Origin of the sequence: Rhodococcus sp. ARC_M5, assembly GCF_022810405.1 — a bacterium.
GTDB lineage: Bacteria > Actinomycetota > Actinomycetes > Mycobacteriales > Mycobacteriaceae > Rhodococcoides > Rhodococcoides navarretei.
On sequence record NZ_JALGQE010000001.1, the window covers coordinates 142,024 to 165,972 of the forward strand.

General features: G+C 64.9%; 19 protein-coding genes. 4 read left to right on the forward strand and 15 right to left on the reverse strand.

The features are described from left to right. Positions 1 to 80 precede the first annotated feature (80 nt). From ybaK to rsgA, 3 genes are read left to right on the forward strand one after another with little or no spacing between them, the layout of a single operon-like run. Positions 81 to 575, forward strand: a complete 495-nt coding sequence (ybaK, locus tag MTX34_RS00690; protein ID WP_243608094.1) for a Cys-tRNA(Pro) deacylase — start codon at positions 81 to 83, stop codon at positions 573 to 575. Positions 576 to 581: 6 nt separating this feature from the next. Beyond that, the gene (gene aroA, locus MTX34_RS00695) at positions 582 to 1,898 is read left to right on the forward strand and encodes a 3-phosphoshikimate 1-carboxyvinyltransferase (protein WP_243608095.1); all 1,317 of its coding nucleotides are present in this window, start codon (positions 582 to 584) and stop codon (positions 1,896 to 1,898) included. Then, on the forward strand, positions 1,850 to 2,884 hold the full coding sequence (rsgA, locus tag MTX34_RS00700) for a ribosome small subunit-dependent GTPase A (protein ID WP_243608096.1): 1,035 nt from the start codon (positions 1,850 to 1,852) through the stop codon (positions 2,882 to 2,884). Before aroA ends, rsgA begins: the two co-directional genes overlap by 49 nt. Before the next feature lie 51 nt (positions 2,885 to 2,935). Here the strand turns inward: rsgA and MTX34_RS00705 are convergent, their stop codons facing one another. The 5 genes from MTX34_RS00705 to MTX34_RS00725 all read right to left on the reverse strand — a co-directional run bounded on the left by MTX34_RS00705 (position 2,936) and on the right by MTX34_RS00725 (position 8,916). After that, positions 2,936 to 4,186 carry a fatty acid desaturase gene (locus tag MTX34_RS00705; RefSeq protein ID WP_094614263.1) on the reverse strand — a complete coding sequence of 417 codons (1,251 nt, stop codon included), beginning with the start codon at positions 4,184 to 4,186 and terminating at the stop codon, positions 2,936 to 2,938. Between the two features lie 122 nt (positions 4,187 to 4,308). Further along, positions 4,309 to 5,610, reverse strand: coding sequence for a fatty acid desaturase (locus tag MTX34_RS00710; protein WP_243593536.1), 1,302 nt, complete (start codon positions 5,608 to 5,610; stop codon positions 4,309 to 4,311). A gap of 108 nt (positions 5,611 to 5,718) precedes the next feature. Continuing rightward, entirely contained in the window at positions 5,719 to 6,834 is a 1,116-nt protein-coding gene (locus MTX34_RS00715) for a ferredoxin reductase (RefSeq protein WP_243593537.1), read from the reverse strand. Between the two features lie 100 nt (positions 6,835 to 6,934). Then, positions 6,935 to 7,459: a hypothetical protein gene (locus MTX34_RS00720; RefSeq protein WP_243608097.1), complete on the reverse strand. Its 525-nt coding sequence runs from the start codon at positions 7,457 to 7,459 to the stop codon at positions 6,935 to 6,937. 11 nt (positions 7,460 to 7,470) lie between these two features. After that, positions 7,471 to 8,916, reverse strand: coding sequence for a wax ester/triacylglycerol synthase family O-acyltransferase (locus MTX34_RS00725; protein WP_243593539.1), 1,446 nt, complete (start codon positions 8,914 to 8,916; stop codon positions 7,471 to 7,473). A gap of 184 nt (positions 8,917 to 9,100) precedes the next feature. Between MTX34_RS00725 and MTX34_RS00730 the strand changes: the two genes are divergently transcribed. Beyond that, positions 9,101 to 9,676 carry an Rv3235 family protein gene (locus MTX34_RS00730; protein WP_243608098.1) on the forward strand — a complete coding sequence of 192 codons (576 nt, stop codon included), beginning with the start codon at positions 9,101 to 9,103 and terminating at the stop codon, positions 9,674 to 9,676. 37 nt (positions 9,677 to 9,713) lie between these two features. On the opposite strand, the gene secA is transcribed toward MTX34_RS00730, so the two are convergent. The 10 genes from secA to MTX34_RS00780 form a co-directional block, all read right to left on the reverse strand. After that, positions 9,714 to 12,626 carry a preprotein translocase subunit SecA gene (gene secA / locus MTX34_RS00735; RefSeq protein ID WP_243608099.1) on the reverse strand — a complete coding sequence of 971 codons (2,913 nt, stop codon included), beginning with the start codon at positions 12,624 to 12,626 and terminating at the stop codon, positions 9,714 to 9,716. A 341-nt stretch (positions 12,627 to 12,967) separates the two neighbouring features. Continuing rightward, positions 12,968 to 13,636: a ribosome hibernation-promoting factor, HPF/YfiA family gene (hpf, locus tag MTX34_RS00740; RefSeq protein ID WP_243608100.1), complete on the reverse strand. Its 669-nt coding sequence runs from the start codon at positions 13,634 to 13,636 to the stop codon at positions 12,968 to 12,970. A gap of 201 nt (positions 13,637 to 13,837) precedes the next feature. Next, a complete protein-coding gene (locus MTX34_RS00745) occupies positions 13,838 to 14,521 on the reverse strand; it encodes a ComF family protein (RefSeq protein ID WP_243608101.1) in 684 nt (227 codons plus the stop codon). Positions 14,522 to 14,568: 47 nt separating this feature from the next. Continuing rightward, complete coding sequence (lpqB, locus tag MTX34_RS00750) at positions 14,569 to 16,347, reverse strand: MtrAB system accessory lipoprotein LpqB (RefSeq protein ID WP_374638804.1); 1,779 nt, start codon at positions 16,345 to 16,347, stop codon at positions 14,569 to 14,571. Beyond that, positions 16,347 to 18,032, reverse strand: coding sequence for an MtrAB system histidine kinase MtrB (mtrB, locus tag MTX34_RS00755; RefSeq protein WP_243593544.1), 1,686 nt, complete (start codon positions 18,030 to 18,032; stop codon positions 16,347 to 16,349). Before mtrB ends, lpqB begins: the two co-directional genes overlap by 1 nt. Next, positions 18,029 to 18,706: an MtrAB system response regulator MtrA gene (gene mtrA, locus MTX34_RS00760; protein ID WP_027496508.1), complete on the reverse strand. Its 678-nt coding sequence runs from the start codon at positions 18,704 to 18,706 to the stop codon at positions 18,029 to 18,031. Before mtrA ends, mtrB begins: the two co-directional genes overlap by 4 nt. A 4-nt stretch (positions 18,707 to 18,710) precedes the next feature. After that, entirely contained in the window at positions 18,711 to 19,376 is a 666-nt protein-coding gene (locus MTX34_RS00765) for a dTMP kinase (protein ID WP_243593545.1), read from the reverse strand. A 19-nt stretch (positions 19,377 to 19,395) separates the two neighbouring features. Then, entirely contained in the window at positions 19,396 to 20,880 is a 1,485-nt protein-coding gene (gene ahcY / locus MTX34_RS00770; protein ID WP_243608102.1) for an adenosylhomocysteinase, read from the reverse strand. 122 nt (positions 20,881 to 21,002) lie between these two features. Beyond that, positions 21,003 to 22,223, reverse strand: coding sequence for an alkane 1-monooxygenase (locus MTX34_RS00775; protein ID WP_374638794.1), 1,221 nt, complete (start codon positions 22,221 to 22,223; stop codon positions 21,003 to 21,005). Between the two features lie 152 nt (positions 22,224 to 22,375). Further along, entirely contained in the window at positions 22,376 to 23,893 is a 1,518-nt protein-coding gene (locus tag MTX34_RS00780) for an amino acid permease (RefSeq protein WP_243608103.1), read from the reverse strand. Between the last annotated feature and the right edge of the window lie 56 nt (positions 23,894 to 23,949).

A 23,949-nucleotide genomic window follows, 5' to 3' on the forward strand; every position in this document is an offset into this window, starting at 1 on the left:
TCCTTCCGCCTGCATCCGTATCTGTCGTTACACAACACAGCTGCCTGCCGCCATGTTCCCGGGCGGCCACTAGAGTCCCGTTGATGGCTGCGTCCACACCCGCTCTGGCCGTGCTCACCGCGCGAAAGGTGGCGCACACCGTGCATTCGTACGATCACGATGCGCGAAGCCAGTCGTACGGCGAGGAGGCGGCCCAGATACTCGTCGAGCGGCTCGGTGTTGATCCCGAACAGGTCTTCAAGACGCTCGTCGTGGAACGTGCAGATCGCTCGCTGGCGGTGGCGATGGTCCCGGTGACGGCACTGCTCTCACTCAAGGCCGCGGCAGCCGCTCTGCGCACCAGGAAGCTCACGCTGGCCGACCGGGCTGCCGCCGAGCGCTCCTCCGGGTACGTCTTCGGCGGGATCTCGCCTCTCGGCCAACGCAAATCCCTGCCCACCGTGATCGACGTCTCGGCTCTCGGTTTCGAAACCATTCTGTGCAGCGGCGGTCGCCGCGGACTGGAAATCGAACTCGCACCAGCCGATCTGGTGCGGCTCACGAGTGCCGTATCCGCGCCCATCGCCGCGCGCTGATACCGAATGAGAGAAGATGGACAGGTGAGCAATTGGACAGCACCCGCCGCCGTCGCACCCGTCGACGCGACAGTCACTCTGCCCGGGTCGAAATCGATCACCAATCGCGCTCTGATCATTGCCTCGCTCGCCACCGGATCGTCGACGATCACCGGTGCACTGCGCAGCCGTGACACCGACCTCATGATCGACGCCCTGACGACGCTGGGAATCGAGATCATCGCTACCGAAGACGACAGGACAACACTGCGGGTGAACCCTGCACCGCTGCACGGCGGCGCTGTGGAGTGCGGGCTGGCGGGCACCGTGATGCGATTCGTACCGCCTCTGGCCGCACTGGCCGACGGCGAGGTGTCGTTCGACGGTGACGAGCAGGCGCGTGTTCGTCCACTCGACACGATCCTCGACGCGCTGCGCGCAATGGGAGCCGATATCGACGGCAGTGCGCTGCCGTTCACGCTGCGGGGCACGGGTTCGCTGCGCGGGGGTTCGGTGGACATCGACGCCTCCGGCTCCTCGCAGTTCGTGTCGGGTCTGATGCTCTCCGCAGCGGCATTCGACGAGGGCATCGAAATCCACCACATCGGCAAGCCCGTCCCGTCGATGCCCCACATCGACATGACGGTCGATATGTTGCGACGGGCGGGCGTCCGAGTCGATACACCCGATACCGGTGGTGACGCGAACACCTGGCGCGTGCACCGAGGACCGGTGACGCCCGTCGAGTGGAACATCGAGCCGGATCTGTCCAACGCCACCCCCTTCCTCGCTGCGGCAGTGGTGACGAAAGGCATCGTGCGCGTACCGAATTGGCCCGAAACGACCACCCAGCCCGGTGACGTCTTCCGGGAGATCCTCACCCGGATGGGCGCGCGCGTCGACCTCACCGCAGGCATCTTGACCGTCGAGGGCCCGGATACGTTGCGCGGCATCGACTTCGATCTTCACGACGTCGGCGAGTTGACCCCGACGGTTGCGGCGCTCGCCACTCTCGCCGAAGGGCCGTCCATCCTGCGCGGCATCGCCCATCTGCGTGGTCACGAGACCGATCGCCTTGCGGCGCTGACCACCGAGATAGTTCGACTGGGTGGGCGCGCGGTCGAAACCGACGACGGCATCAGAATCGATCCGGCACCACTGCACGGCGGCGTCTGGCACGCCTATGCAGACCACCGCATGGCCACCGCGGGAGCGATCGTCGGGCTGCGTGTGCCCGGCGTGGAAGTGGACGACATCGGCACGACGGCCAAGACCCTCCCCGGCTTCGAGATACTGTGGGACGCAATGCTGTCCGCACCCGCACCGACCGGGGTCGGCTCCTGACCGCGCGCCGGTACGACGAGTCCGACGTCCGCATCCGGCCGGGCAAGAGTTCGCGTCCCCGCACCAAGACTCGACCCCAACACAACGATGCCGAAGCCGGCATGGTGGTGTCCGTCGACCGCGGCCGCTGGGGCTGCGTACTCGACGGTGACCCCTCTCGGCCGGTCGTGACGATGCGGGCCCGCGAACTGGGCCGAACCCCGATCGTGGTGGGCGACGAAGTCGGTATCGTCGGAGATCTGTCCGGCAAGGTCGATACTCTGGCCCGAATCGTGCGCGTGGCCGAACGGCGAACGGTGCTGCGCCGCACCGCGGACGACACCGACCCGTTCGAACGCGTCGTGGTGGCCAATGCCGACCGACTGCTCATCGTCGCCGCGCTCGCAGACCCACCACCGCGCACCGGCTTCGTCGAGCGAGCACTGGTGGCCGCGTACGTCGGCGGACTCGAACCCGTTCTGTGCCTGACCAAGAGCGATCTTGCCGACCCCGAGGAATTCACCGCTGCGTTCTCCGATCTCGACGTCCCGGTGGTGCTGGCGGGGCAATCGGAGGACCTCACGGAGTTGACGGCCATGCTCACCGACAAGGTGACCGCGCTCATCGGACATTCGGGCGTCGGGAAGTCCACGCTCGTCAACAGATTGGTGCCCGACGCCTACCGCGCCACCGGAGTGGTCTCGGGCGTCGGAAAGGGTCGTCACACCTCGACTCAGTCGGTGGCGCTACCGCTCCCCGACGGCGGCTGGGTGGTCGACACCCCCGGCATCCGGTCGTTCGGATTGGCGCACATCTCCCCCGAGAACGTCGTCGCAGCGTTCTCCGATCTGGCCGACACGATCGAGAACTGCCCCCGAGGATGCACGCACCTCGGCCCACCGGCAGATCCCGAATGCGCCCTCGACGCACTCACCGGAGACGCGGCTCGACGCGTTGCCGCGGTGCGTCTGCTGCTCGAAGCCGTTCGAACGAACGAAGCCTGGTAGCAACCACCCACTCGGGGTCGGTTGCCACCAGGCTCGAATTCGATGCAGAGCTTACGCGGCCTTTCCGACCAGCCTGCGAATTCCCTTGCGCTTCTTCGTTTCTGCGATTGCGGTGCGCAGACCGCGACGCTTACCGGTCTCGGGATCGACGGTGAACAGGCCTGCCGGCGCGTCGGCCCACTTACGCTCGGACGCGGTCTCGGGTGCGTCGTCGCTGGTGGCCTTGAGGTACTTGTTCGGCAGCGACAGCTTCGCGATGGTTCGCCAGGACAAGAAGTACTGGTGGACGATCGAACCCGTCGTGTACGGCAGGTCGTACTTCTCCGCCAACTCGAGCACTCGAACCTTGATCTCCCGCAGGCGATTGCTGGGGAGGTCCGGGAACAGGTGATGCTCGATCTGGTAGCACAGGTTGCCGCTCATGAACTCCATGACGGGACCGGCATTGAAGTTCGCGCTGCCGAGCATCTGACGCAGGTACCACTGCCCCTGCGTCTCCCCTTCCATGTCGGACTTGGTGAACTTCTCCGCGCCGTCCGGGAAGTGACCACAGAAGATGACGGTGTTGGTCCACACGTTGCGCATCATGTTGGCGACGATGTTCGCCGTCAGCGTGCTCTTCCACGCGGGCCCGGTCAGCAGCGGATGGAGGATGTAGTCCTTGCCGATCTGCTTGCCGACCTTCTCGAGCACCTCGCGCCGCTTCTGCTCGAACTCTTCGCGGGGCACTCGACCCTTGGCAACCTTGCCCAGTTCGAGGTGCTGAAGCGCAACTCCGTACTCGAAGAACAACTGCAGCAGCAGGTTGTAGACGGGGTTGCCGATGTTGAATGGCTTCCACCGCTGATCGCGGGTGACGCGGAGCAGGCCGTAGCCGACGTCGTCGTCCATACCGAGCACGTTGGTGTACTTGTGGTGGATGTAGTTGTGCGTCTGCTTCCAGTGAGCCGACGGCCCCGTGTTGTCCCACTCCCACGAGGTGGAGTGGATCTCCGGATCATTCATCCAGTCCCACTGGCCGTGCATGACGTTGTGCCCGAGCTCCATGTTCTCGATGATCTTGGCGACCCCGAGCATGGCGGTACCGACCAGCCACGCCGGACGCCGACGACTCGCGAACAGCACGGCTCGGCCACCGATGTCGAGCGAACGCTGGAGTCGGATGGTGTTCTTGACGTACCGGGCATCGCGTTCACCGCGGGACGCCTCGATGTCACGCCGGATGGAGTCGAGCTCGTGGCCCAACGCCTCGATGTCGGCATCGGTCAGATGCGCGTACTCTTTGACGTCCGTAATCGCCATGGGAAACAACCTCCTGGCAGTCGTGAACACACAGCTCGCGTATCAGGCCATGTGCAATTCCGTCACCTACCGTACCGTAACTTACGGTTCCGTAGGTTAGCGGCAGAAATCTGTGTGACGATTCACAACCGAACGCGGTCACCCGAGCGACGCAGAGCCTTGGCTTGACGCTTGGCTTCCTTCTTGGCGTTGCGCAAGCTCACGCGCGCCTCCTGCATTGCCGAGCGAAGACCTCGGCGTTGTCCGGTGAGCGGATCGATGCGGAGCGCATGGACTGCGGGCGAATCGCCGACGCGCCATCGCCGTTCGGAGGACGTCTCGGGAGCGTTGTCGGACGTGGCACGCAACCACGAGTCGGGCAGCGACAGCTTGTGAATCGTTCGCAGCGCAAGCAGGTACTGCTTGCCGAGTGACCCTGTGGTGTACGGCAAGTCGTACTTCTCGCACAGCGCGTGCACCTTCTCGGCGATCTCCGAGTACCTGTTGCTCGGCAGATCCGGGAACATGTGGTGCTCGATCTGGTAGCAGAGGTTGCCGCTCATGAACGCCATGACCGGACCGGCTTCGAAGTTCGCACTGCCGAGCATCTGACGCAGGTACCACTCGGGTCGCGTCTCGGTCTCGAACTGCCCGATCGTGAACTTTTCTGCCCCGTCGGGGAAGTGACCGCAGAAGATCACCGCGTACGCCCACAGGTTCCGGACGAGGTTGGCCGTCGCGTTGGCAGTCAACGTGGACTTCCACGACGGGCCGGACAGCGCCGGGAACAAGACGAAATCCTTGCCGACCTGCTTGGCGATCTTGCGCGCGAAGGCGCGGCTCGCCGGAGACTTCAGCAGACCCTTCTCGTCCTCGCTGTCCAACTGCTTCTGCGCGTCGTAGTCGTGCAGCGCGATGCCCCACTCGAAGGTGGTGGCGAGCACGATGTTGGCGAGCGGCTGCACGAGGTTGATCGGCTTCCACGGCTCGTCGCGAGTCATCCGCAGGATGCCGAAGCCGATGTCGTCGTCCATGCCGACGATGTTGGTGTACGTGTGGTGCGAGTAGTTGTGGGCGCGTTTCCACTGCTCGGACGGTCCGGTCTGATCCCACTCCCACGAGGTGGAATGAATCTCCGGATCGTTCATCCAGTCCCACTGCCCGTGCATCACATTGTGGCCGAGTTCCATGTTCTCGATGATCTTGGCGACGCTGAGCATCGCCGTGCCTGCGATCCAGGCCGGCCGATACTTGCTGCCGAGCAGAACCGCGCGGCCACCGAGCTCGAGCAGCCGCTGCAGCCTGATGGTCCGACGGATGTAGGCGGCATCGCGCTCGCCGCGGCTGTCTTCTACGTCTCGACGAATCGCATCCAGTTCACGACCGAACGCTTCCATGTCCGCTTCGCTGAGATGAGCGAACTCTTTGATGTCGGTGATGGCCACCGGGTCCTCCAACAGTTGAGTGCAGTGCCCGAAATATCGGGTATCGACGTGGGCAACCTACGTAAGCGTAACCGAACAGCCTGAGAAGGCAGTGTGCGAAAAACAGACCTACAGTTCCAATGTGCAGTCGCCCGCAGCTGCGGAAATGCACGTCTGGACGCGGTCGCCCTCACTGTGTTCCTTGCCGGAACGCAGGTCGATCACGTGCCCTGCCGTCAACGGCACCACACACGTCTGGCAGATACCCATCCGGCAGCCGAACGGCATCTGAACGCCGACGTTCTCGCCGGCTTCGAGCAGACTGGTCGCGCCGTCGACGGTGGTCTTCTTGTCCGACTTGGAGAACGTGACGGTGCCGCCTGCACCGGAGGTGTCGGCGCGCGAGATCTCGAACCGCTCCAGGTGAAGCCGGTCCTCGATTCCCTCGCGCTTCCAGGTCTTCTCGATTTCTTCGAGCAGAGCAGCGGGCCCGCACGCCCAGGTGTCGCGCGTGCGCCAGTCGGGATACAGCTCGTCGAGAGAGGCCAGTGCGAACTTGCCGTCCGATCGCGTGAGCTGCACATGCGAGGTGAAGTTGGGGTGAGATTTCTCCAGCGCGGCGATCTCGGCGGCGAACATGACCTCGTCCTCGGTGGGCGCCGAGTGGATGTGCACCGTGTCGGGCATGTCACCGTGCCGATCCAACGCGCGCAGCATCGAGATGATCGGGGTGATGCCGCTGCCTGCCGTGACGAACAAGATCTTGTTCGGCGGCGGTACGGGCAGCGCGAAATTGCCCTTGGGCGCGGCGAGTCGAACGATGGTTCCCTGCGGTACGCCGCCGACGAGGTGCGAGGACAGGAAGCCCTCGGGCATCGCCTTCACCGTGATGGAGATCAGCTTGTCTTCCCAGTTCGGTGGCGAGGTCAACGAGTACGACCGCCAATGCCACCGTCCGCCGAGATGCAAGCCGATCCCGATGTACTGACCGGGTTGGTAGTCGAAATTGAAGCCCCACCCGGGCTGGATCACCAACGTCACCGCCGTTGCGGTTTCCTTCTCCACTCGCACGATGCGGCCGCGGAGTTCGCGAGCGGACCACAGTGGGTTCGCAAGATGCAGATAGTCGTCGGGCAACAACGGAGTGGTGATGCGAGTGAAGGCACCACGCACCATGTTCAGCCTCGGACGCTTGGGTGCCGATACACCGGCCGCCGGAGCCTCCAGCCACTTCTTCAGATCCATCGGGTGTTCCATCCCCTCGATCGAGAAACCGATCCGCTTGTGGTCATCGAGGTTACGCTACCGTAGGTTCGGGGCAGGGTCACCTCTGCCGGGTGGCGAATCAGAGCAATTCGAGCAGAAAAGACAGCTCCTGCGGGGCGTACCACGCCAGCGTGTGATCCTCTGCGTCCCCGAGGACGAACTCGGCATCCGCATCACCCATGTCTGCGGCGTCGACGGCCGCAACGGCCTTGGCAACCGCCGATTCGGCCCCTTCGAGATCGACGTGAACCGACGCGACCTGATCCATCCGCAACGGTTCCTTCAATCGGACGACGGCGTCGTCGAGGTCGGGTCGCAGGGTCGGGTCGTCGACGTCGGCTGCGATCACGGCCCGCCGGTACACCACGCCCTCGGCAACCGTCCCGGTGTCCGCCTCGTCGTCGACCGCAGCAGCGATCAGTCTCAAGGAGGCGCGCGCTGCCTCCCCCATCGCTACCTCGGCGAGCTCCTCGTCGTCGCCGGAGGAGTACGCCTCACGCAGCGTCGGGGTCACCGCGAAGGCGGTGCGTGAGACCGGGCTGAACTCGCCCTCCGCCGACAACACTTTCAGGAACTCCAACGTCGCCGGAACGTAGACACGCATTGCAGAAGACCTCACACTCTCGATTCGTTACTGGCGTCGACCAACTCTTCCAGCGCCTCGTGCAGCAACGCCGTCACCACATCCACGTCCGGCATGGCACCTCGATCGGCATTGAGCCCGAAGAACACGTATCCGTCGTACGACGTCAACCCGATACTCATCGCTTGGTTCTCGAACAGCGGCGACACCGGATACATCTCGAGCATGCGCGCACCGCCGACGTAGAGCGGAAACTGGGGCCCGGGAGCGTTGGTCACGATCAAATTGAACACCCGCTGAGAAAGCCGGCTGCCGGCCCGCGCACCCATGGCGTGCAGGCTTGCGGGGGCGAATCCGGAGATGCGCATCAGCGTCTGCGCGGTGACACCCCGACTCTGCTTGGCGTGTGCCTCGGTGGCGTGCGCGATGTGCGAGAGCCGCACCACCGCATTCGATTCACCGACGGGCAGGTCGACGAGGAACGACGAGACCTCGCTGCGATCGTCCTCGGTCGGTTCGGCCGGCCGGTCCGTCGCTTCCACGAAACCGACACGATCTGCGGAGACGTACACCGACATCGGCACCATGGCCCGCACGGTGGACGAGGCAGTGACGGGCTCGCCCCGCGAGAGCAGCCAGTTGCGCAGTGCGCCGGTGACGACGGCGAGCACCACGTCGTTGATCGAGCAGTCGAATCTGTTGTGGATTCTGCGATAGTCCGCGAGCTCGGTCTTGGCGACCGCAAACCTCCGGTTTCGCGAGATGGGGGCGTTCAGCGGACTCGACGGCGCGCTCTGAGTTGCGGTGCGCAGCACCGCCGCGACCTTCCCTGCGGCACGCAGCGCCTCGCCCGCGACACCTGCCACACCGTGCACCGCGCCGCGCAAGGCCTCGATGCTCTCGCCCGGGCGCACCACCAACTCGGTCAGAGCGTCGATGACGAGAGCCGAATCCTTGGGTGCCCGCGCAGGCATCCACAGTTCCTCGGCCATCGGCGGCGGATTCTTGCTCGCGTCCAGGATGACCTGACCGATGTCGAGTGCGTGCTCGCCGTCGACCAACGCAGAGTGGGATTTGGTGAAGATGGCGAAGCGGTTCTTCGAGAGCCCCTCGACCAAGTACATCTCCCAGAGCGGCCGAGTGCGATCGAGTGGGCGAGATGTCAATCGCGCGATCAGATCGTGCAACTGTTCGTCCGATCCCGGCTTGGGCAGCGCCGAACGTCGGATGTGATACGTGATGTCGAAGTCCGCATCGTCCACCCAGACCGGCCGGGCCAGTCCGAAGGCAACCTCGCGAACCTTCTGCCGGTACCGGGGAACCAAGGCCAGTCGTTGCTCGACCAACGTCAACAGACGGTCGTAGCTGAAACCACTGCGTGGGGTCCGAAAGATGGCAAGCGAGCCGAGGTGCATAGGACTGCTGCTGGCCTCGAGAAAGTAGAACGACGCATCCTGCGCTGTCAGCCTGGTCGCCATCTCGTGTTCCGGTCCCCGTCCTCGCATGAAGTACGCGCCGATTCCTGTGGCCGAGCGCGCGGTGTGCTCGAACCTAGAGTACGTGGCGGACGAATGTCGGTCGCGGGGTCGTTCGACGGCCGTGTCGCGTGTGTTTCGTCGGTTCCGGGGGAACCGATCGCGGTCCGGGACCGTCAATGTCGGTGTGAGCGTCATCGAATCCAACGACCCGCCCGAGAGCCCGGACATATCCGGGTCGGTCGCCCGGCTCCGCGCCGAACATCACTGCTTCCTCTCGCGTGCCGCTCCGTTCGAGCCACCGCTCGCCACCGGGGCAGTGCACACGTGGGATCCAGCGACCACCACCGAACCGACGCCGGTCAGGCACCGAGCGACGATGCGCAGCAACCGTTCTCGACGGCGCACCGAGCCTCCCGGCCGACCGCCGGTACCTGCCGATGCGAGGGCTACCGCCGACCGCGCCATGCGCATGCTGATCGAGGTGATCGATCGACGGCGCAGTGCCGATCAGCTATCGCCGTTGTTCACCACCTCGATGATCGATCTGGTGCGGACCATCGTGCGCAATCCGCCACCGGGACGGCGGCTGGGATTCGCCGCGGTACGTCGAGTACACGTGGCGTATCAGTCGGATGTGTCCGCAGAGATCTTCGGCTCCTACACCCGTGGACCACGGATGTTCGCATTCGCCGGCCGAATCGAGCTGGCCATCGACCCGCGCCGTCCCGGATGGACGGTCACCTCGCTGCGCGTGGGATGAGGGTCGCGTCCTCGTGCAGCGACGCGACCCACGACCGCTACTTCTTGCGCTTGGAGCGAGCGGCCTTCTTCGGTGCCTTGTTCTGCGTCCTCGCCGCTTCTCGGCGCTCCCGACGGGTTCCCTCCGCCGCGGACTCGCCGGCGGACCGGGAGGGTTCCGATCTCCGAACGTCGGTTCCGCCGCCCTCGGCCGGCCCGGAGAAGGTCAGTCTCTGCTCGTCCTGCTCGTCGAGACCCTTCGCCCGCAGAGCGGAAGGGACTGCGGGGGCCGACGGTGCGGGAGCCGAAGGAGCGGGTGCCGCAGATGCGGGCGCCGTGCCGGTCGGTGCAGGTGCAGCTGCAGGGGTCGCGGCCGGGCGGCCGGTGCCCATCGGAGAGGCCAGTCCCGGAGCCACGGCGAGCCCCGCGGAGGCCGCGGGCCCTGCCGGAGCCGGGGTCGCCTCCACCTGGAGGTTGAACAGGAAGCCGACCGACTCCTCCTTCAGGCCGTCGAGCATGCCCTGGAACATGTCGTAACCCTCGCGCTGGTACTCGACCAGGGGGTCGCGCTGCGCCATCGCACGCAGGCCGATGCCTTCCTTGAGGTAGTCCATCTCGTAGAGGTGCTCGCGCCACTTGCGGTCGAGGACGGACAGCAGGACTCGGCGCTCCAGCTCTCGCATTCCGTTCTCGCCTGCGATGCCGTCGATCTCTGCCTCGCGGTTGGCGTACGCGGAGCGCGCGTCCTCCAGCAGTGCCTCACGCAGCTCGTCGCGACTCAGATCGCCCTTCTCACCGTCCTCGTTCTCGCCGGCGAGCACCTTGTGGTCGATGCCGACCGGGTAGAGGGTCTTCAGCGCCGTCCACAACTGCTCCAGATCCCAGTCCTCGACGTAGCCCTCGCCCGTCGCACCGTCGACGTAGGCGGTGATCACATCGGTGATCATGCCCTCGACCTGGCCCTCCATGTCGGCCCCTTCGAGGATGCGACGGCGCTCCTCGTAGATGACGGTGCGCTGCTGGTTCATCACCTCGTCGTACTTGAGCACGTTCTTGCGGATCTCGAAGTTCTGCTGCTCGACCTGGGTCTGAGCACTCTTGATGGCCTTGGACACCATCTTGGCTTCGATCGGGACGTCGTCGGGCAGGTTGAGCCGGGTCATGATCGACTCGAGTGCGCCGCCGTTGAAACGGCGCATCAGTTCGTCACCGAGCGAGAGGTAGAAGCGCGATTCGCCCGGATCACCCTGACGACCGGAGCGGCCTCGCAGCTGGTTGTCGATGCGGCGCGAATCGTGGCGCTCGGTACCGAGAACGTACAGGCCCCCGGCCTCGCGCACGGTGTCCGCGTCGGCCTTGACCTGGGCCTTGACCTCTTCCAGAGCAGGCTCCCACGCCGTCTCGTACTCCTCGGGGGTCTCGACCGGATCCAAGCCCTGCTTACGCAGCTTCAGGTCGGCGAGAATGTCCGGGTTGCCACCCAGTACGACGTCGGTGCCACGACCGGCCATGTTGGTCGCGACGGTCACCGCGCCCTGACGACCTGCCTCGGCGATGATCGTCGCTTCCTGCTCGTGGAACTTCGCGTTGAGCACATTGTGCGCGACGCCGCGCTTGGTGAACTGCTTCGACAGGTACTCCGAGCGCTCCACGCTCGTGGTACCGATCAGGACCGGCTGACCCTTCCCGTGCCGCTCGACCACGTCGTCGACGACCGCGTCGAACTTGGCCTCTTCTGTCTTGTAGATCAGGTCGCCGTTGTCCACGCGAACCATCGGACGGTTCGTCGGGATCGGAATGACGCCGAGACCATAGATCTGATGGAGCTCCGCAGCCTCGGTCTCGGCCGTACCCGTCATGCCCGAGAGCTTGTCGTAGAGGCGGAAGTAGTTCTGCAGCGTGATCGTGGCAAGAGTCTGATTCTCGGCCTTGATCTCCACCTTCTCCTTGGCCTCGATCGCCTGGTGCATGCCCTCGTTGTAGCGGCGTCCTACCAGAATGCGGCCGGTGAACTCGTCGACGATGATGACCTCACCGTCGCGAACGATGTAGTCCTTGTCCTTGGTGTAGAGCTCTTTGGCCTTGATCGCGTTGTTGAGGTAGTTCACCAGCGGCGAGTTGGCTGCCTCGTACAGGTTGTCGATGCCCAGCTGATCCTCGACCAGCTCGACCCCTGCCTCGTGCACACCGATGGTGCGCTTGCGGATGTCCACCTCGTAATGGGTGTCGACCTTGAGCATCGGTGCGATACGGGCGAACTCTCCGTACCACTTGCTCGACGCGTCGGCCGGTCCCGAGATGATCAGCGGAGTACGGGCCTCGTCGATGAGAATCGAGTCGACCTCGTCGACGACGGCGAAGTTGTGGCCCCGCTGCACGAGATCGTCGAGCGAGTGCGTCATGTTGTCGCGCAGGTAGTCGAAGCCGAACTCGTTGTTGGTGCCGTAGGTGATGTCGGCGGCGTACGCTGCGCGGCGCTGCACCGGCGTCATGCCGGAGAGGATCACGTCGACCGACAGACCGAGGAAACGGTGCACGCGGCCCATCCACTCCGAGTCACGCTTGGCGAGGTAGTCGTTGACCGTCACCACATGTACACCCTCGCCCGAGATGGCGTTGAGGTAAGCGGGGAGAACACACGTCAGTGTCTTGCCCTCGCCGGTCTTCATCTCGGCGATGTTGCCGAAGTGCAGGGCGGCGCCGCCCATGACCTGAACGTCGAAGTGTCGCTGCGAGAGCACTCGCCAGGACGCCTCGCGGGCCACGGCGAATGCCTCGGGCAGGAGCTGGTCCAGGGTCTCACCGGCGGAGTACCTCTCCTTGAACTCCGCGGTCTTGCCGCGCAGTTCGTCGTCGGAAAGGCTCTCGACGTCCGGGGCCAGGGTTGAGACGTGGTCGGCGATGCTCTTGAGCCGCTTGACCATGCGACCTTCACCGACACGGAGCAGCTTGGAAAACGACAGCGACGGCACGGGCTTTCTCGTCCTCGATCCTCGGTTCAGGGGTACTGGTACGAACAACACTGCTGCACGAAAAAGACTGCTTCTCGAACAACACTGGATACTGCACGAGCTCACGGGTCGGCACCACGGCTTGTGCGCGGCGGGTAACCCGAACGCGTCCATGGTAGGCGGTGTCGCTGCGGACCCGGCAGCCCGACTCACGGTCACCCGACATCGCCGGTACGCGACCGGCGATCACGCCGACACAGCACTGCAGGCCCGACGTGGGGATCGAGTCTCCGGTGTCGAGCCTGCAGCGTTGGACAGATTTCACGGACGGCGAACGAATCACGCCGCCCAGGGCGGTCGGGTCAGGTGAGTCTGATCAAGCCGTAATCGAAGGCGTGCCGTCGGTACACGACCGAGGGGCGATCGCTTGCGCTGTCGTGGAACAGATAGAAATCGTGGCCGACGAGCTCCATTTCGTACAGGGCGTCGTCGACGCTCATCGGTGCAGCCGAGTGGATCTTCGTCCGCACGATGTGACCGGGGCCGCTCTGATCGTCCTCGAAGGAGTCGAGTTTCGTTTCGGGATCGAGTGCAAGCGCGTCGTCCTCCGCGAGCTCGGCAGTGGCCTCGGCGACGGAGACGGGTCTCTTCTCGCCGTAGTGGACCTTGCGACGGTCTTTGGTACGCCGGAGTCTGCTCTCGAGTTTCGACGTCACCGCTTCGAGTGCGGCGTAGAAACTGTCGGCGCACGCTTCGGCTCGAACGACCGGACCCTTGCCCTTCGCGGTGATCTCCACGCGTTGACATGCCTTGGCCTGGCGGCGATTTCGTTCGTGTTGCAGTTCGACGTCGAACAGGTAGACGGAGGGATCGAAGCGCTCGAGGCGAGCCAATTTCTCGGAGACGTATATCCGGAAGTGATCCGGAATCTCGACGTTGCGGCCCTTGACCACAACGTCCGCATTACTCTTGGCGGGTTCTTCCGAGGGCTTCTCGTCGAAGAAAACCGAGGCTTGTGAAGGGGTCGTCACGCGTACCTCCCGATATCGGCCACGCCCACTGTTGGACGTGGCAAGTGTTCATGCCGAATGGGGAACCTTCCGGCATCTCGAGTCCGGGGCATCACCTCACATCTGGTCCAGTCGGTGCGTGTCCGCGACGTTAGTCGGTCATCGACTCGTGTGCCACCGTTCACCCCGAATTGGTTGTCGGCGTGTCCCCCCAACTCACCGTCACGCACTGGCCACCACCAGTGCGCCGGCCACCGGCACTCCGAAACCGGTTAGCACTCTTGCCGATTCGGCCAACGTTGCGCCGGTGGTGATGACATCGTCGATCAGCAGAACCGTGAAGTCCGTCGACCCCGCCACCCGTGCGTCGGATCGAGGACGTACCACCCCGACGGCCTCGATTCGGCCCGCCACGTTGTACTGCCGTTGCCCGGCCGACAGTCCGACCGAATCGCGGACTCCGGCGCTCATGCGGAGCAACTCGGGAACGAGCACTTGCTCCGGTGTCAACTGTTCGGCAGCGACTCGAGCGCATTTCAGAACGGGATCGCCCCCGCGAGCGCGCGCCGCACGAGCCCGAGAGGGCGCGCAGATCAGAATCAGCGAACTCAGTTCGGGTGGATCGATCTCACCTGCCTCGCGTAGATGTCCGACGGCCTCGGCGAGCGCTCGCCCGAAAGGCCGGGCAACCGACCGTCGACCTCGCTCCTTCAGCGCGATGACACCGGTGCGCCGCGGCCCGCTGTACGTGCCCAAGGACCAGCACGGCACACCGGGATCGACACGCGGACGAACGGCGATGGGCGGGACGAAGAGGGCCACGGAACACACCGAGCACCACGACTCCCCCGGCGCACCGCACCCGGCGCATTCGAGGGGCAGCACCAGATCGAGGAGTGTCCGCATGGACCCGGAGTCTGCCCGGACCCACCGACACACATCTGCGGCCGACCTCAGCCGGGCAGAATCGGCACTGCTTTCACCCCGGCCAGACCGGTGACCTCGCGCCAGTACCGGTCGCCGACCGGATCGGCGTTGTTGAGAGCGAAGACCGCCCGCGCGTCTGCGACGTACTCGGTCTCCGGGGACGCATCGACCGCCAACACCGGAGTGGTCAGGTTGCGCGAAGGCAGCGCGTCCATCCGGGAGCCGTCGACGGTCACCTGCACCACCGGTGTGTCGGTGGCGACCCGCGCGATCACGATGGTGTCGCCGGTACTCCAGTCCAAACTCGTGGCGTCGCTGCCGAGTCCGATCGCCACGGCCCTCGGCTCGGTCAACGAGTACACACCCGAGGGCTCGCGCACCACCGTTGCCACGTACACGACGCCGTCGACGATGAGCGCTGCGCGCACTCCGTCGCGGGCCAGTCGCAGTTCGGTGATCCGGTTGCCGAGAGTCGTGACTGCGGTGGCCTCGACCGGTATCACCGATACCTGGCCGGTCGAGGGATCGCGGGCCGCTCGGATGACGTTGGTGCCGTCGATCACCGCCCAGGCCGCGTTGTCATCGGCTCCCCAGGTGGGCCGCGTGATCGATTGACCCTCCGCCACCGGGAACGCGCCGCCGTCGTAATCGCCGACCATGAGCGTGCTCGACGGCGCGGGGGCCGGCCGTCCGGTGTCCGCGACACCGGCCACGAGGGTGCCGTCGTTGGACAGCGCCACCGAGCGCAGGTTACGGGCCTGCCCGAAGTACCCGGGAGCGGGCGTGGTCTCCGCCTCGTCGACGCGGAGCAACGTGCCGGACGCCAGTGCGTGCAGTCCGACGCTGTCGTCGGCGCTGCCGAGCGGATCGAACGAGTCGACGCCTGCTGTCGTCCACCCGTCGGGCTTGGTCGTATCGATCGGTTGACCGTCCGCGAGCAGCACGTAAGGACCTGGCACCTCGGCCGAGGCCAGGGTCCAGATCACCTGAGCGGCGAGTAGTTCCCGATCGCGGTCGCCCTTGTTCTGCAGGCCGCCGAAGTCGATCTTGATTCCGCCGAGCCCGACCCCCACCTGGGAGGTCTGACCGTCGGCCTTGGTGATGGGACCTCGAATACTCACGTCGTCGGAGAGTTCGTTGCTCACCGCTGCCGACAGCGCCGACTTCGGTCCGTCGATGAGCAGCTGCACGAGTTGATTGGCGAGTTGGTCCTGCGATCCGCTGGTCCACCGCACATCGGGCACGAGCACGCCACCGAGCGGATCGACGAAGTAGAGGCTGCGCTGCTGATAGGTGTTAAGAAACGCGGATCGATCGATGACGACGCCCGGCGGCAACTTCGAGATGCGCCACTGACCGTCCACCCGCTTCAGCTCGAACGCGGCGTCGAAGGTGTCCGAGCCTGCCTGGTATTCACCGCCGGAAGCGAGCATTCCGGCCGTCGTCGACCGGATCGTGAACTGCGCGGTGTCGGTGGTGCGCGGCCCGGACAGGGTATCGATCCGGTCGGCGACCACCGTGCGTGCGCCGTCGTCCCAGGTTGCCGACGCCTCCTCCGTGAGAAACTGCCGCGCGGCCTGGTGCCTGTTGGAAGAGACGGCGCTGGCCTCGAAGAAGTCGTCGAGCAAGCGATCCGGCTCGCGTCCGGGTTCGGGGGCCGGAGCGCTGGTGGGCACGGCACCGGCGGTCAACGTGCCGATGGCCTGGGGGCTCGACGATTCGGGAAGGCTGGCGCACCCGCTGGCGAGCGCGACGACGAGCGCCCAGACGGCCAGCACCCGGGCACCACGACCGGTCGGTCGGATCACGTCGCGGGCTCCGACGCGGACGTCTTCTGTGCGGTGATAGCGGGAATCGGTTGTCCTTGAGCGTATTTCTTGGTGCTGGGCTTGAGGGGCAGTGGGGAACCGATCACCTTGTGCCCGCGAACGAGCGGCACTGTGAGTCGGAAGCATGCGCCTTCGCCTACTGCACCCCACGCTTCGAGCTTACCGTCGTGCAGCCGGGCGTCCTCGACACTGATCGCCAGACCGAGCCCGGTGCCGCCGGACCTGCGAACGCGGGAGGGGTCCGAGCGCCAGAACCGGTTGAACACCAGCTTCTCTTCGCCGGGACGCAGACCGATTCCCTGGTCTCGCACCACGAATGCTGCCGCGTCGGCGTCCGAGCGAAGCCGCAACAGCACCGGCTTGCCTTCTCCGTGATCGAGTGCGTTGGCCAGGAGATTCCGCAGAATTCGTTCCACCCGTCGAGGGTCGACCTCGGCGATCACTGCGGTCTCGGGCATGTCGACGATCACCTCGGTACCGGTCTCGCGCGCCAGGTGTCGCACGGTCGACACCGCCGCTCGGGCACACATGCGCAGGTCGAGCTGTTCGGCGGCCAATTCGGCGACGCCTGCGTCGTGGCGGCTGATCTCGAGCAGGTCACCGAGCAAGGTCTCGAATCGGTCGAGCTCGTTGACCAGCAGCTCCGACGACCTCTTGAGTGCGGGCTCCAGGTCGTCGCTGGCGTCGTGAATGAGGTCTGCAGCCATCCGCACGGTGGTCAACGGGGTGCGCAGTTCGTGGCTGACGTCGGAGGTGAATCGGCGCTGCAGGTTGCCGAACTCCTCGAGTTGAGTGATCTGCTTGGACAGGCTTTCGGCCATCTCGTTGAACGACATCGCCAGTCTGGCCATGTCGTCCTCACCGCGAACCGGCATGCGCTCCTTGAGCCTGCCGTCGGCGAAGCGCACCGCGATTCTCGATGCCGATCGAATGGGCAGAACCACCTGGCGCGCGACGAGCATCGCAATCGCTGCGAGCAGTACCAGGAGCACCACAGCGCCGATGAACAACGTGCCACGCACGAGCGAGAGCGTGCGGTCCTCGCTGGCCAACGGAAATATGAGATACAGCTGCAGGGCGGAGATGTCGGATCCGGTGGGTGATCCCATGATCAACGCGGATCCGGAATATCCGCCGTCGCTGTCGGTCACCGTCGCGTACTGCGAGCTGATCAGGCCCTTCTTGACGAAGTCGCGCAGACTGTTCGGGATCTGATCGACGGGACCGACCGACGCCTCGGCGCGGGTGGCGTCGCCCTCGACGATCAGGACCGGATCGAACGACCCCGCCGAACCGGTGGTCGACGCGGCGTCCAGATCCTGGTTGGTCAGAGCGGCTCTTGCTCGTTCGAGGCGTGTCGCGAGTCCGCTCGAATCGTCGGCACCGGCGAGGTTGCCTTCGACGGTGGTGCGCGAACGGTCGAGTTCCTCGGTGGCAGCGGACAGTTTCGCTTCGAGGAGTCGATCGGTGATCTGGCTGGTCAACACCACACCGAGGATGAGGATGACCACCAGGGACAGCGTCAGCGTCGATACGACGACGCGCAGCTGCAGTGAACGTCGCCAGGCATGACCCAGCGACGTACTCAGCGAACGGAACCACCGCAGTAGGGGTGAGAACTTGCCGTTGATCCGCCGCCGAGAATGGGAGAGACGGATCACGGCGGTCCGGCCTTGTAGCCGACCCCCCTCACGGTCAGCACCACCTCGGGGTTCTCCGGGTCCTTCTCGACCTTCGCGCGTAGACGCTGTACGTGCACGTTGACCAGTCGGGTATCGGCCGCGTGGCGGTAGCCCCAGACCTGTTCGAGCAATACCTCTCGCGTGAACACCTGGCGAGGCTTGCGGGCCAGGGCCACGAGCAGGTCGAACTCGAGCGGGGTGAGGGAGACCAGTTCGTCGCCCCGACTGACCTTGTGTGCAGGCACGTCGATGACGATGTCTGCGATGGAGAGCAATTCGGCCGGCTCGTCCTCGGTCCTGCGCAGACGCGCGCGCACTCGCGCGACCAGTTCCTTGGGCTTGAACGGCTTCATGATGTAGTCGTCGGCACCGGATTCGAGGCCGAGCACGACATCGACGGTGTCGGTCTTGGCCGTCAGCATCACGATCGGCACGCCCGAATCGGCTCGCAGGACCCGACACACGTCGATGCCGTTCATGCCGGGAAGCATCAGATCCAGCAGCACCAGGTCCGGCCGGTTCTCGCGCACGGCCGCCAGTGCTTGAGTGCCGTCGCCGACCACGAAGGGCTCGAATCCCTCACCGCGCAACACGATGGTGAGCATCTCCGCCAGAGCCGAATCGTCGTCCACAACCAGAATCCGAGGCTTCATGGTCCTATGGTGTCACTTTCCGCACGCCTGATGGCTGATTGAACAAGTCGGCGGCGAGTCGATCGGGATCGACGTCGGCAGTGACGATCCGCCACGGCGACACCCAGTTCGAGTCGGCGAGCAGACCGTACGCGGCCGAGGTTCGGCTCTGCAGCGAGCCGTCCCGCTCGTAGGCATCCCGGGTGCGAGCGACGTCCGCGCTCTCGCGAGCCGCGGCTCGCTCGGCGGCGAGCGCCACGGGCACGTCGAGAAGGATCTGGACGTCGGGAATCGGTGCGAGGAATCGCTCGAATTCGAGTGACCTGATCCACTCGACGGCCTCGCCGTCGGCGGATTGCTCCAACCGAGCCGCGGTGTAGGCCGCATTGGACGCCACGTACCGATCCAGCAGCACGATGTCGTTGTGCGAGAGCAATTCTCGAATCTCCTCGCGCGCCTCTCGGCGATCGAGTGCGAACAGAAGAGCCATCGCGTGCACGCTGCCCGCGGTGTCGCCGTGCTGGCCGTGCAACGCCTCCGCGGCCAGATCGGCGTGGACCGACCGGTCGTACCGGGGAAACCCGATGCGCACGACCGTCAGACCGTCTCGTTCCCACGCCGAAACGAGCCGACGGGCGAGCGTGTTCTTGCCCGCTCCGTCGACTCCTTCGATGACGAACAGTTTTCCCACCGTCGGACCGGTCCGACGGTCAGTAGCGGTAGTGCTCGGGCTTGTACGGGCCCTCGACGTCGACACCGATGTACTCGGCCTGCTCCTTGGTGAGCTTGGTGATCGATCCACCGAGTGCCTCGACGTGGATGCGCGCGACCTTCTCGTCGAGGTGCTTGGGCAGGCGGTAGACCTCGTTGTCGTACTCGTCCGGCTTGGTCCACAGTTCGATCTGCGCGATGACCTGGTTGGAGAAGCTGTTGCTCATGACGAACGACGGGTGGCCCGTAGCGTTGCCGAGGTTCAGCAGACGGCCCTCGGACAGCACGATGATCGAGTGGCCGTCCTTGAACTGGTACTCGTCGACCTGTGGCTTGATGTTGACCCGCGTGACATCGGGAGCCTTCTCCAGCCCGGCCATGTCGATCTCGTTGTCGAAGTGGCCGATGTTGCCCAGAATCGCCTGGTGCTTCATCTTGCGCATGTGCTCGAACGTGATGATCGACAGGTTGCCCGTCGAGGTGATCACGATGTCGGCCTGCTCGATGAACTCCTCGACCGTGCGCACGTCGAAGCCGTCCATGAGCGCCTGCAGCGCGTTGATCGGGTCGGCCTCGGTGACGGTCACGCGTGCACCCTGGCCCTTGAGCGCCTCGGCGCAGCCCTTGCCGACGTCGCCGTAGCCACAGACCAGAACGGCCTTGCCGCCGATGAGAACGTCGGTGCCGCGGTTGATGCCGTCGATGAGCGAGTGCCGGGTGCCGTACTTGTTGTCGAACTTGCTCTTGGTGACCGAGTCGTTGACGTTGATGGCCGGGAACGTGAGCTCCCCCGCCGAAGCGAACTGATACAACCGCAGCACGCCGGTCGTGGTCTCCTCGGTGACGCCCTGCACGGACTCGGCGACCTCGGTCCACTTGGACTTCGACGCCTCGAGCGAGCGACGCAGCAGTCCGAGGAACACCTTGTACTCGTCCGAATCGTGATCGTCGTCGGTCGGCGGGACGACCCCTGCCTTCTCGAACTGCGCACCGCGCAGCACCAGCATCGTGGCGTCGCCGCCGTCGTCGAGAATCATGTTGGCTGGCTGCTCGGGCCAGGTGAGCATCTGCTCCGCCGCCCACCAGTACTCTTCGAGACTTTCGCCCTTCCATGCGAACACCGGGACGCCCTTGGGCTCCTCGACGGTGCCGTACGGGCCGACGACGACGGCCGCAGCGGCGTGATCCTGGGTGGAGAAGATGTTGCACGACGCCCAGCGCACCTCGGCTCCGAGCGCCACCAAGGTCTCGATCAGCACTGCGGTCTGCACGGTCATGTGCAGCGATCCCGATACTCGTGCGCCCTTGAGCGGCTGTACATCGGCATATTCGCGACGCAGCGCGATCAAGCCGGGCATCTCGTGCTCGGCGAGCCGAATTTCCTTGCGGCCGAATTCCGCGAGCGACAGGTCCGCGACCTTGAAATCGATTCCACCGCGGTGCTCCACGGTGAGTGCCGAGCCTGACGTAACTGAGGTCGTCATCTTGCCTCTCCTGTTGACTGAGTGTCTGCCGTCCAGGCTATCGGGTCCGCGCGTTGGAACTACCGGCTGCCCGGAAGTGCAGGCACGGAGCCGGTGACGCGACGCGATTGCCGCCGCCTGCTCTATCCGTTTCGTCCGGCTCGCGCCAGAATCCGACCCCGTTTGCGGGGCAGGATGTTCGCGCGGGTGATATCGCCCTGGTAGTGCGCCAGTACCCGCGGGTCCATCACCCGACGCCACAGTGGCGGAATTGCGGCAAGCATCACCATCGAGGCGTAGCCGGCAGGAAGCTGCGGTGCCTCGTCGCACGACAACAGCGTCTGATATCGCTTTCCGGGATTGGCGTGATGGTCGCTGTGTCGTTGCAGGTGATAGAGGAAGATGTTGGTGCAGATTCTGTCGCTGTTCCAGCTGTGGCGTGGCGAGCAACGAACGTATCTGCCGCGGTCGTTCGTCTCCCGGAGCAGGGCATAGTGCTCCACGTAGTTCACCATCTCGAGCAGCACGAATCCGACGACGGCCTGCAGCAGCAGATACGGCGCGATGGACCACCCGAACACGATCAGCAGCGAGCCGAAGAGGACCGCGCTGAGCAGCCACGTGTGCAGTAGGGCATTGGTCGGGCTGGCGACCGAGCGGCCCTGACGCCGAAGGCGTTGCGCCTCGAGCTTCCACGCGGAGGCGAGACCGAGAATCGTGCTGCGCGGCACGAATGTCCACACGCTTTCGCCGAAGCGCGCGCTGGCCGGGTCGTCGGGCGTGGCCACTCGAACGTGATGCCCCCGATTGTGCTCGACGAAGAAATGCCCGTAGAGCGTCTGGGACAACGCGATCTTGGCCAACCACCGCTCGTGCTGTTCGATGCGGTGACCCAGTTCGTGGGCGGCATTGATTCCGGTGCCCGCCACCAGGCCCACCGTCACCGCAAGCCCGATCTTGTCCACCACGGTCAGCTCGCCGTACGCCCACATCCAACATGCGACGATCAGCGCAATGAACTGGATGGGGAGAAAGAGATACGTACACCAGCGGTAGTACCGATCGTTCTGCAGCTTCTCGCTGGCGGACGCGTCCGGATTGTGCCCGTCCTCGCCGGCGATCAGATCGATCACCGGAATGATCACGAAGAACACCAACACACCGCTCCACCAGAACAGTGGCATCCCCGTCCAGTAGACCAACTGCGACGGCAGTAGCGCCGATGCCGGGGCCAACAGCCCCAGCATCCACAAATAGCGTTTGTTGTCCTGCCAGCGACCCCATCGTTCACCGGCCTTCGAATCCCGCCCCCCGAAAGCGACACCCGAACCCTCCGTAGAAGTGATTCGGCCGTCCACACTCACTGTCTCGACACCCTCTCATCGAACTTTTCGAGTCCTCCAAGTCTGTTTTCGAGGGTATAACATTCCAGCGGTCGGATGCGAAGCTATCCAAAGTAAACCTCTGAGCGCTGGTCGGAGCGCACAACTGCCGGGCGGGAAGACCCCCGTTCGGGTCAGTGCTCCGACTTCTCGGTACGAGTCTTCTCGGCTTCCCGCAGACCCATCACCGAGTGCCGCCTGCTGTACACGACGTAGATGACGACACCGGCGGCCATCCAGACCAGAAAACGCAGCCATGTTTCGACCGACAGGTTGAGCATCAACCACAGGCACGCCAGGACCGCGAGGATCGGCACCAGGGGAACCCAGGGAACGCGGAAACCACGCGGGAGGTCCGGGCGAGTTCTGCGCAGCACGAGAACCCCGGCAGAGACCAGCACGAACGCGAACAGCGTGCCGATGTTCACCATTTCCTCGAGCGTGCCGAGCGGAACGAACGCGGCGAGCAGGCCCACGATGACACCGACCAGAATCGTCGTCCGGACCGGCGTGCCCTTCTTTCCGGTGTGCGCCAGTGCCCGCGGCACCAGTCCGTCTCGGGACATCGCGAAGAGCACCCGGGTCTGCCCCAGCATCAGCACCATCACCACGGTCGTCAGACCGGCGAGTGCACCGAACGAAATGATGTTCTTGGCCCAGGTCAGCCCGTTCAGCTCGAATGCCGTCGCCAGCGTGGAACTGTCACCGGCCAGATCGGTGTAGTTGACCATTCCGGTCAGAACCAGGGTGACGGCCACGTAGAGCACGGTGACGATCGCGAGCGATCCGAGGATTCCTCGCGGGAGTGCCTTCTGCGGTTCCTTGGTCTCCTCGGCGGTCGTTGCCACCACGTCGAATCCGATGAATGCGAAGAACACCAGCGACGCCGCGGCCAGCAGTCCGTAGGCACCGAACGTGCTGCCGCCTGCTCCCGTGACGAACGAGAGAAGAGACTGATGCAGCCCCTCGCCCGTGGAGCCCGGTTGTGACGGCGGAATGTACGGGTCGTAGTTGGCGACCTTGATGTAGAAGGCTCCGAGCACAACCACGAACAGAACGACGATCACCTTCACCGCCGTGATGACCAGCGACACTCGTGAGGACAACTTGGTGCCCGATGCGATGAGCACCGTCAGGACCACCACGATCAGCAGTGCGCCCCAATCGAAGTTCAGTGAGCCGATCTCGAGCACCGGAGCGGCCGTACCGAGCAGATCGCCGAGATAGAGCGACCACGCCTTCGCCACCACGGCGGCTGCGAGGCCGAACTCGAGGATGAGATCCCATCCGATGATCCATGCGATGAACTCACCGAACGCGGCGTACGAGAACGTGTACGCACTTCCGGCCACCGGCACCGTGGATGCGAACTCCGCATAACACAGCGCCGCGAGGCCACAGGCGATCGCCGCGAGCACAAAGGCCAACGACACTGCCGGTCCCGCAACGTTTCCGGCAGTCCGCGCGGTCAGGGTGAAGATGCCGGCACCGACAGCCACGGCAACGCCGAACACGGTCAGGTCCCAGGATCCGAGCTCTTTCCTGAGTTTCGTGTCCGGCTCGTCGGTGTCCTGGATCGACTGCTCGATCGATTTGGTCCGGAACCAACCCGTCGTGCGCGGGGTCTTCGCGGGCCGGTCTGCTCTGGTCATCGGGTCTCCGTATCGCCACTTCACATCTACCGACGGATCACCGAACACATCCGTCA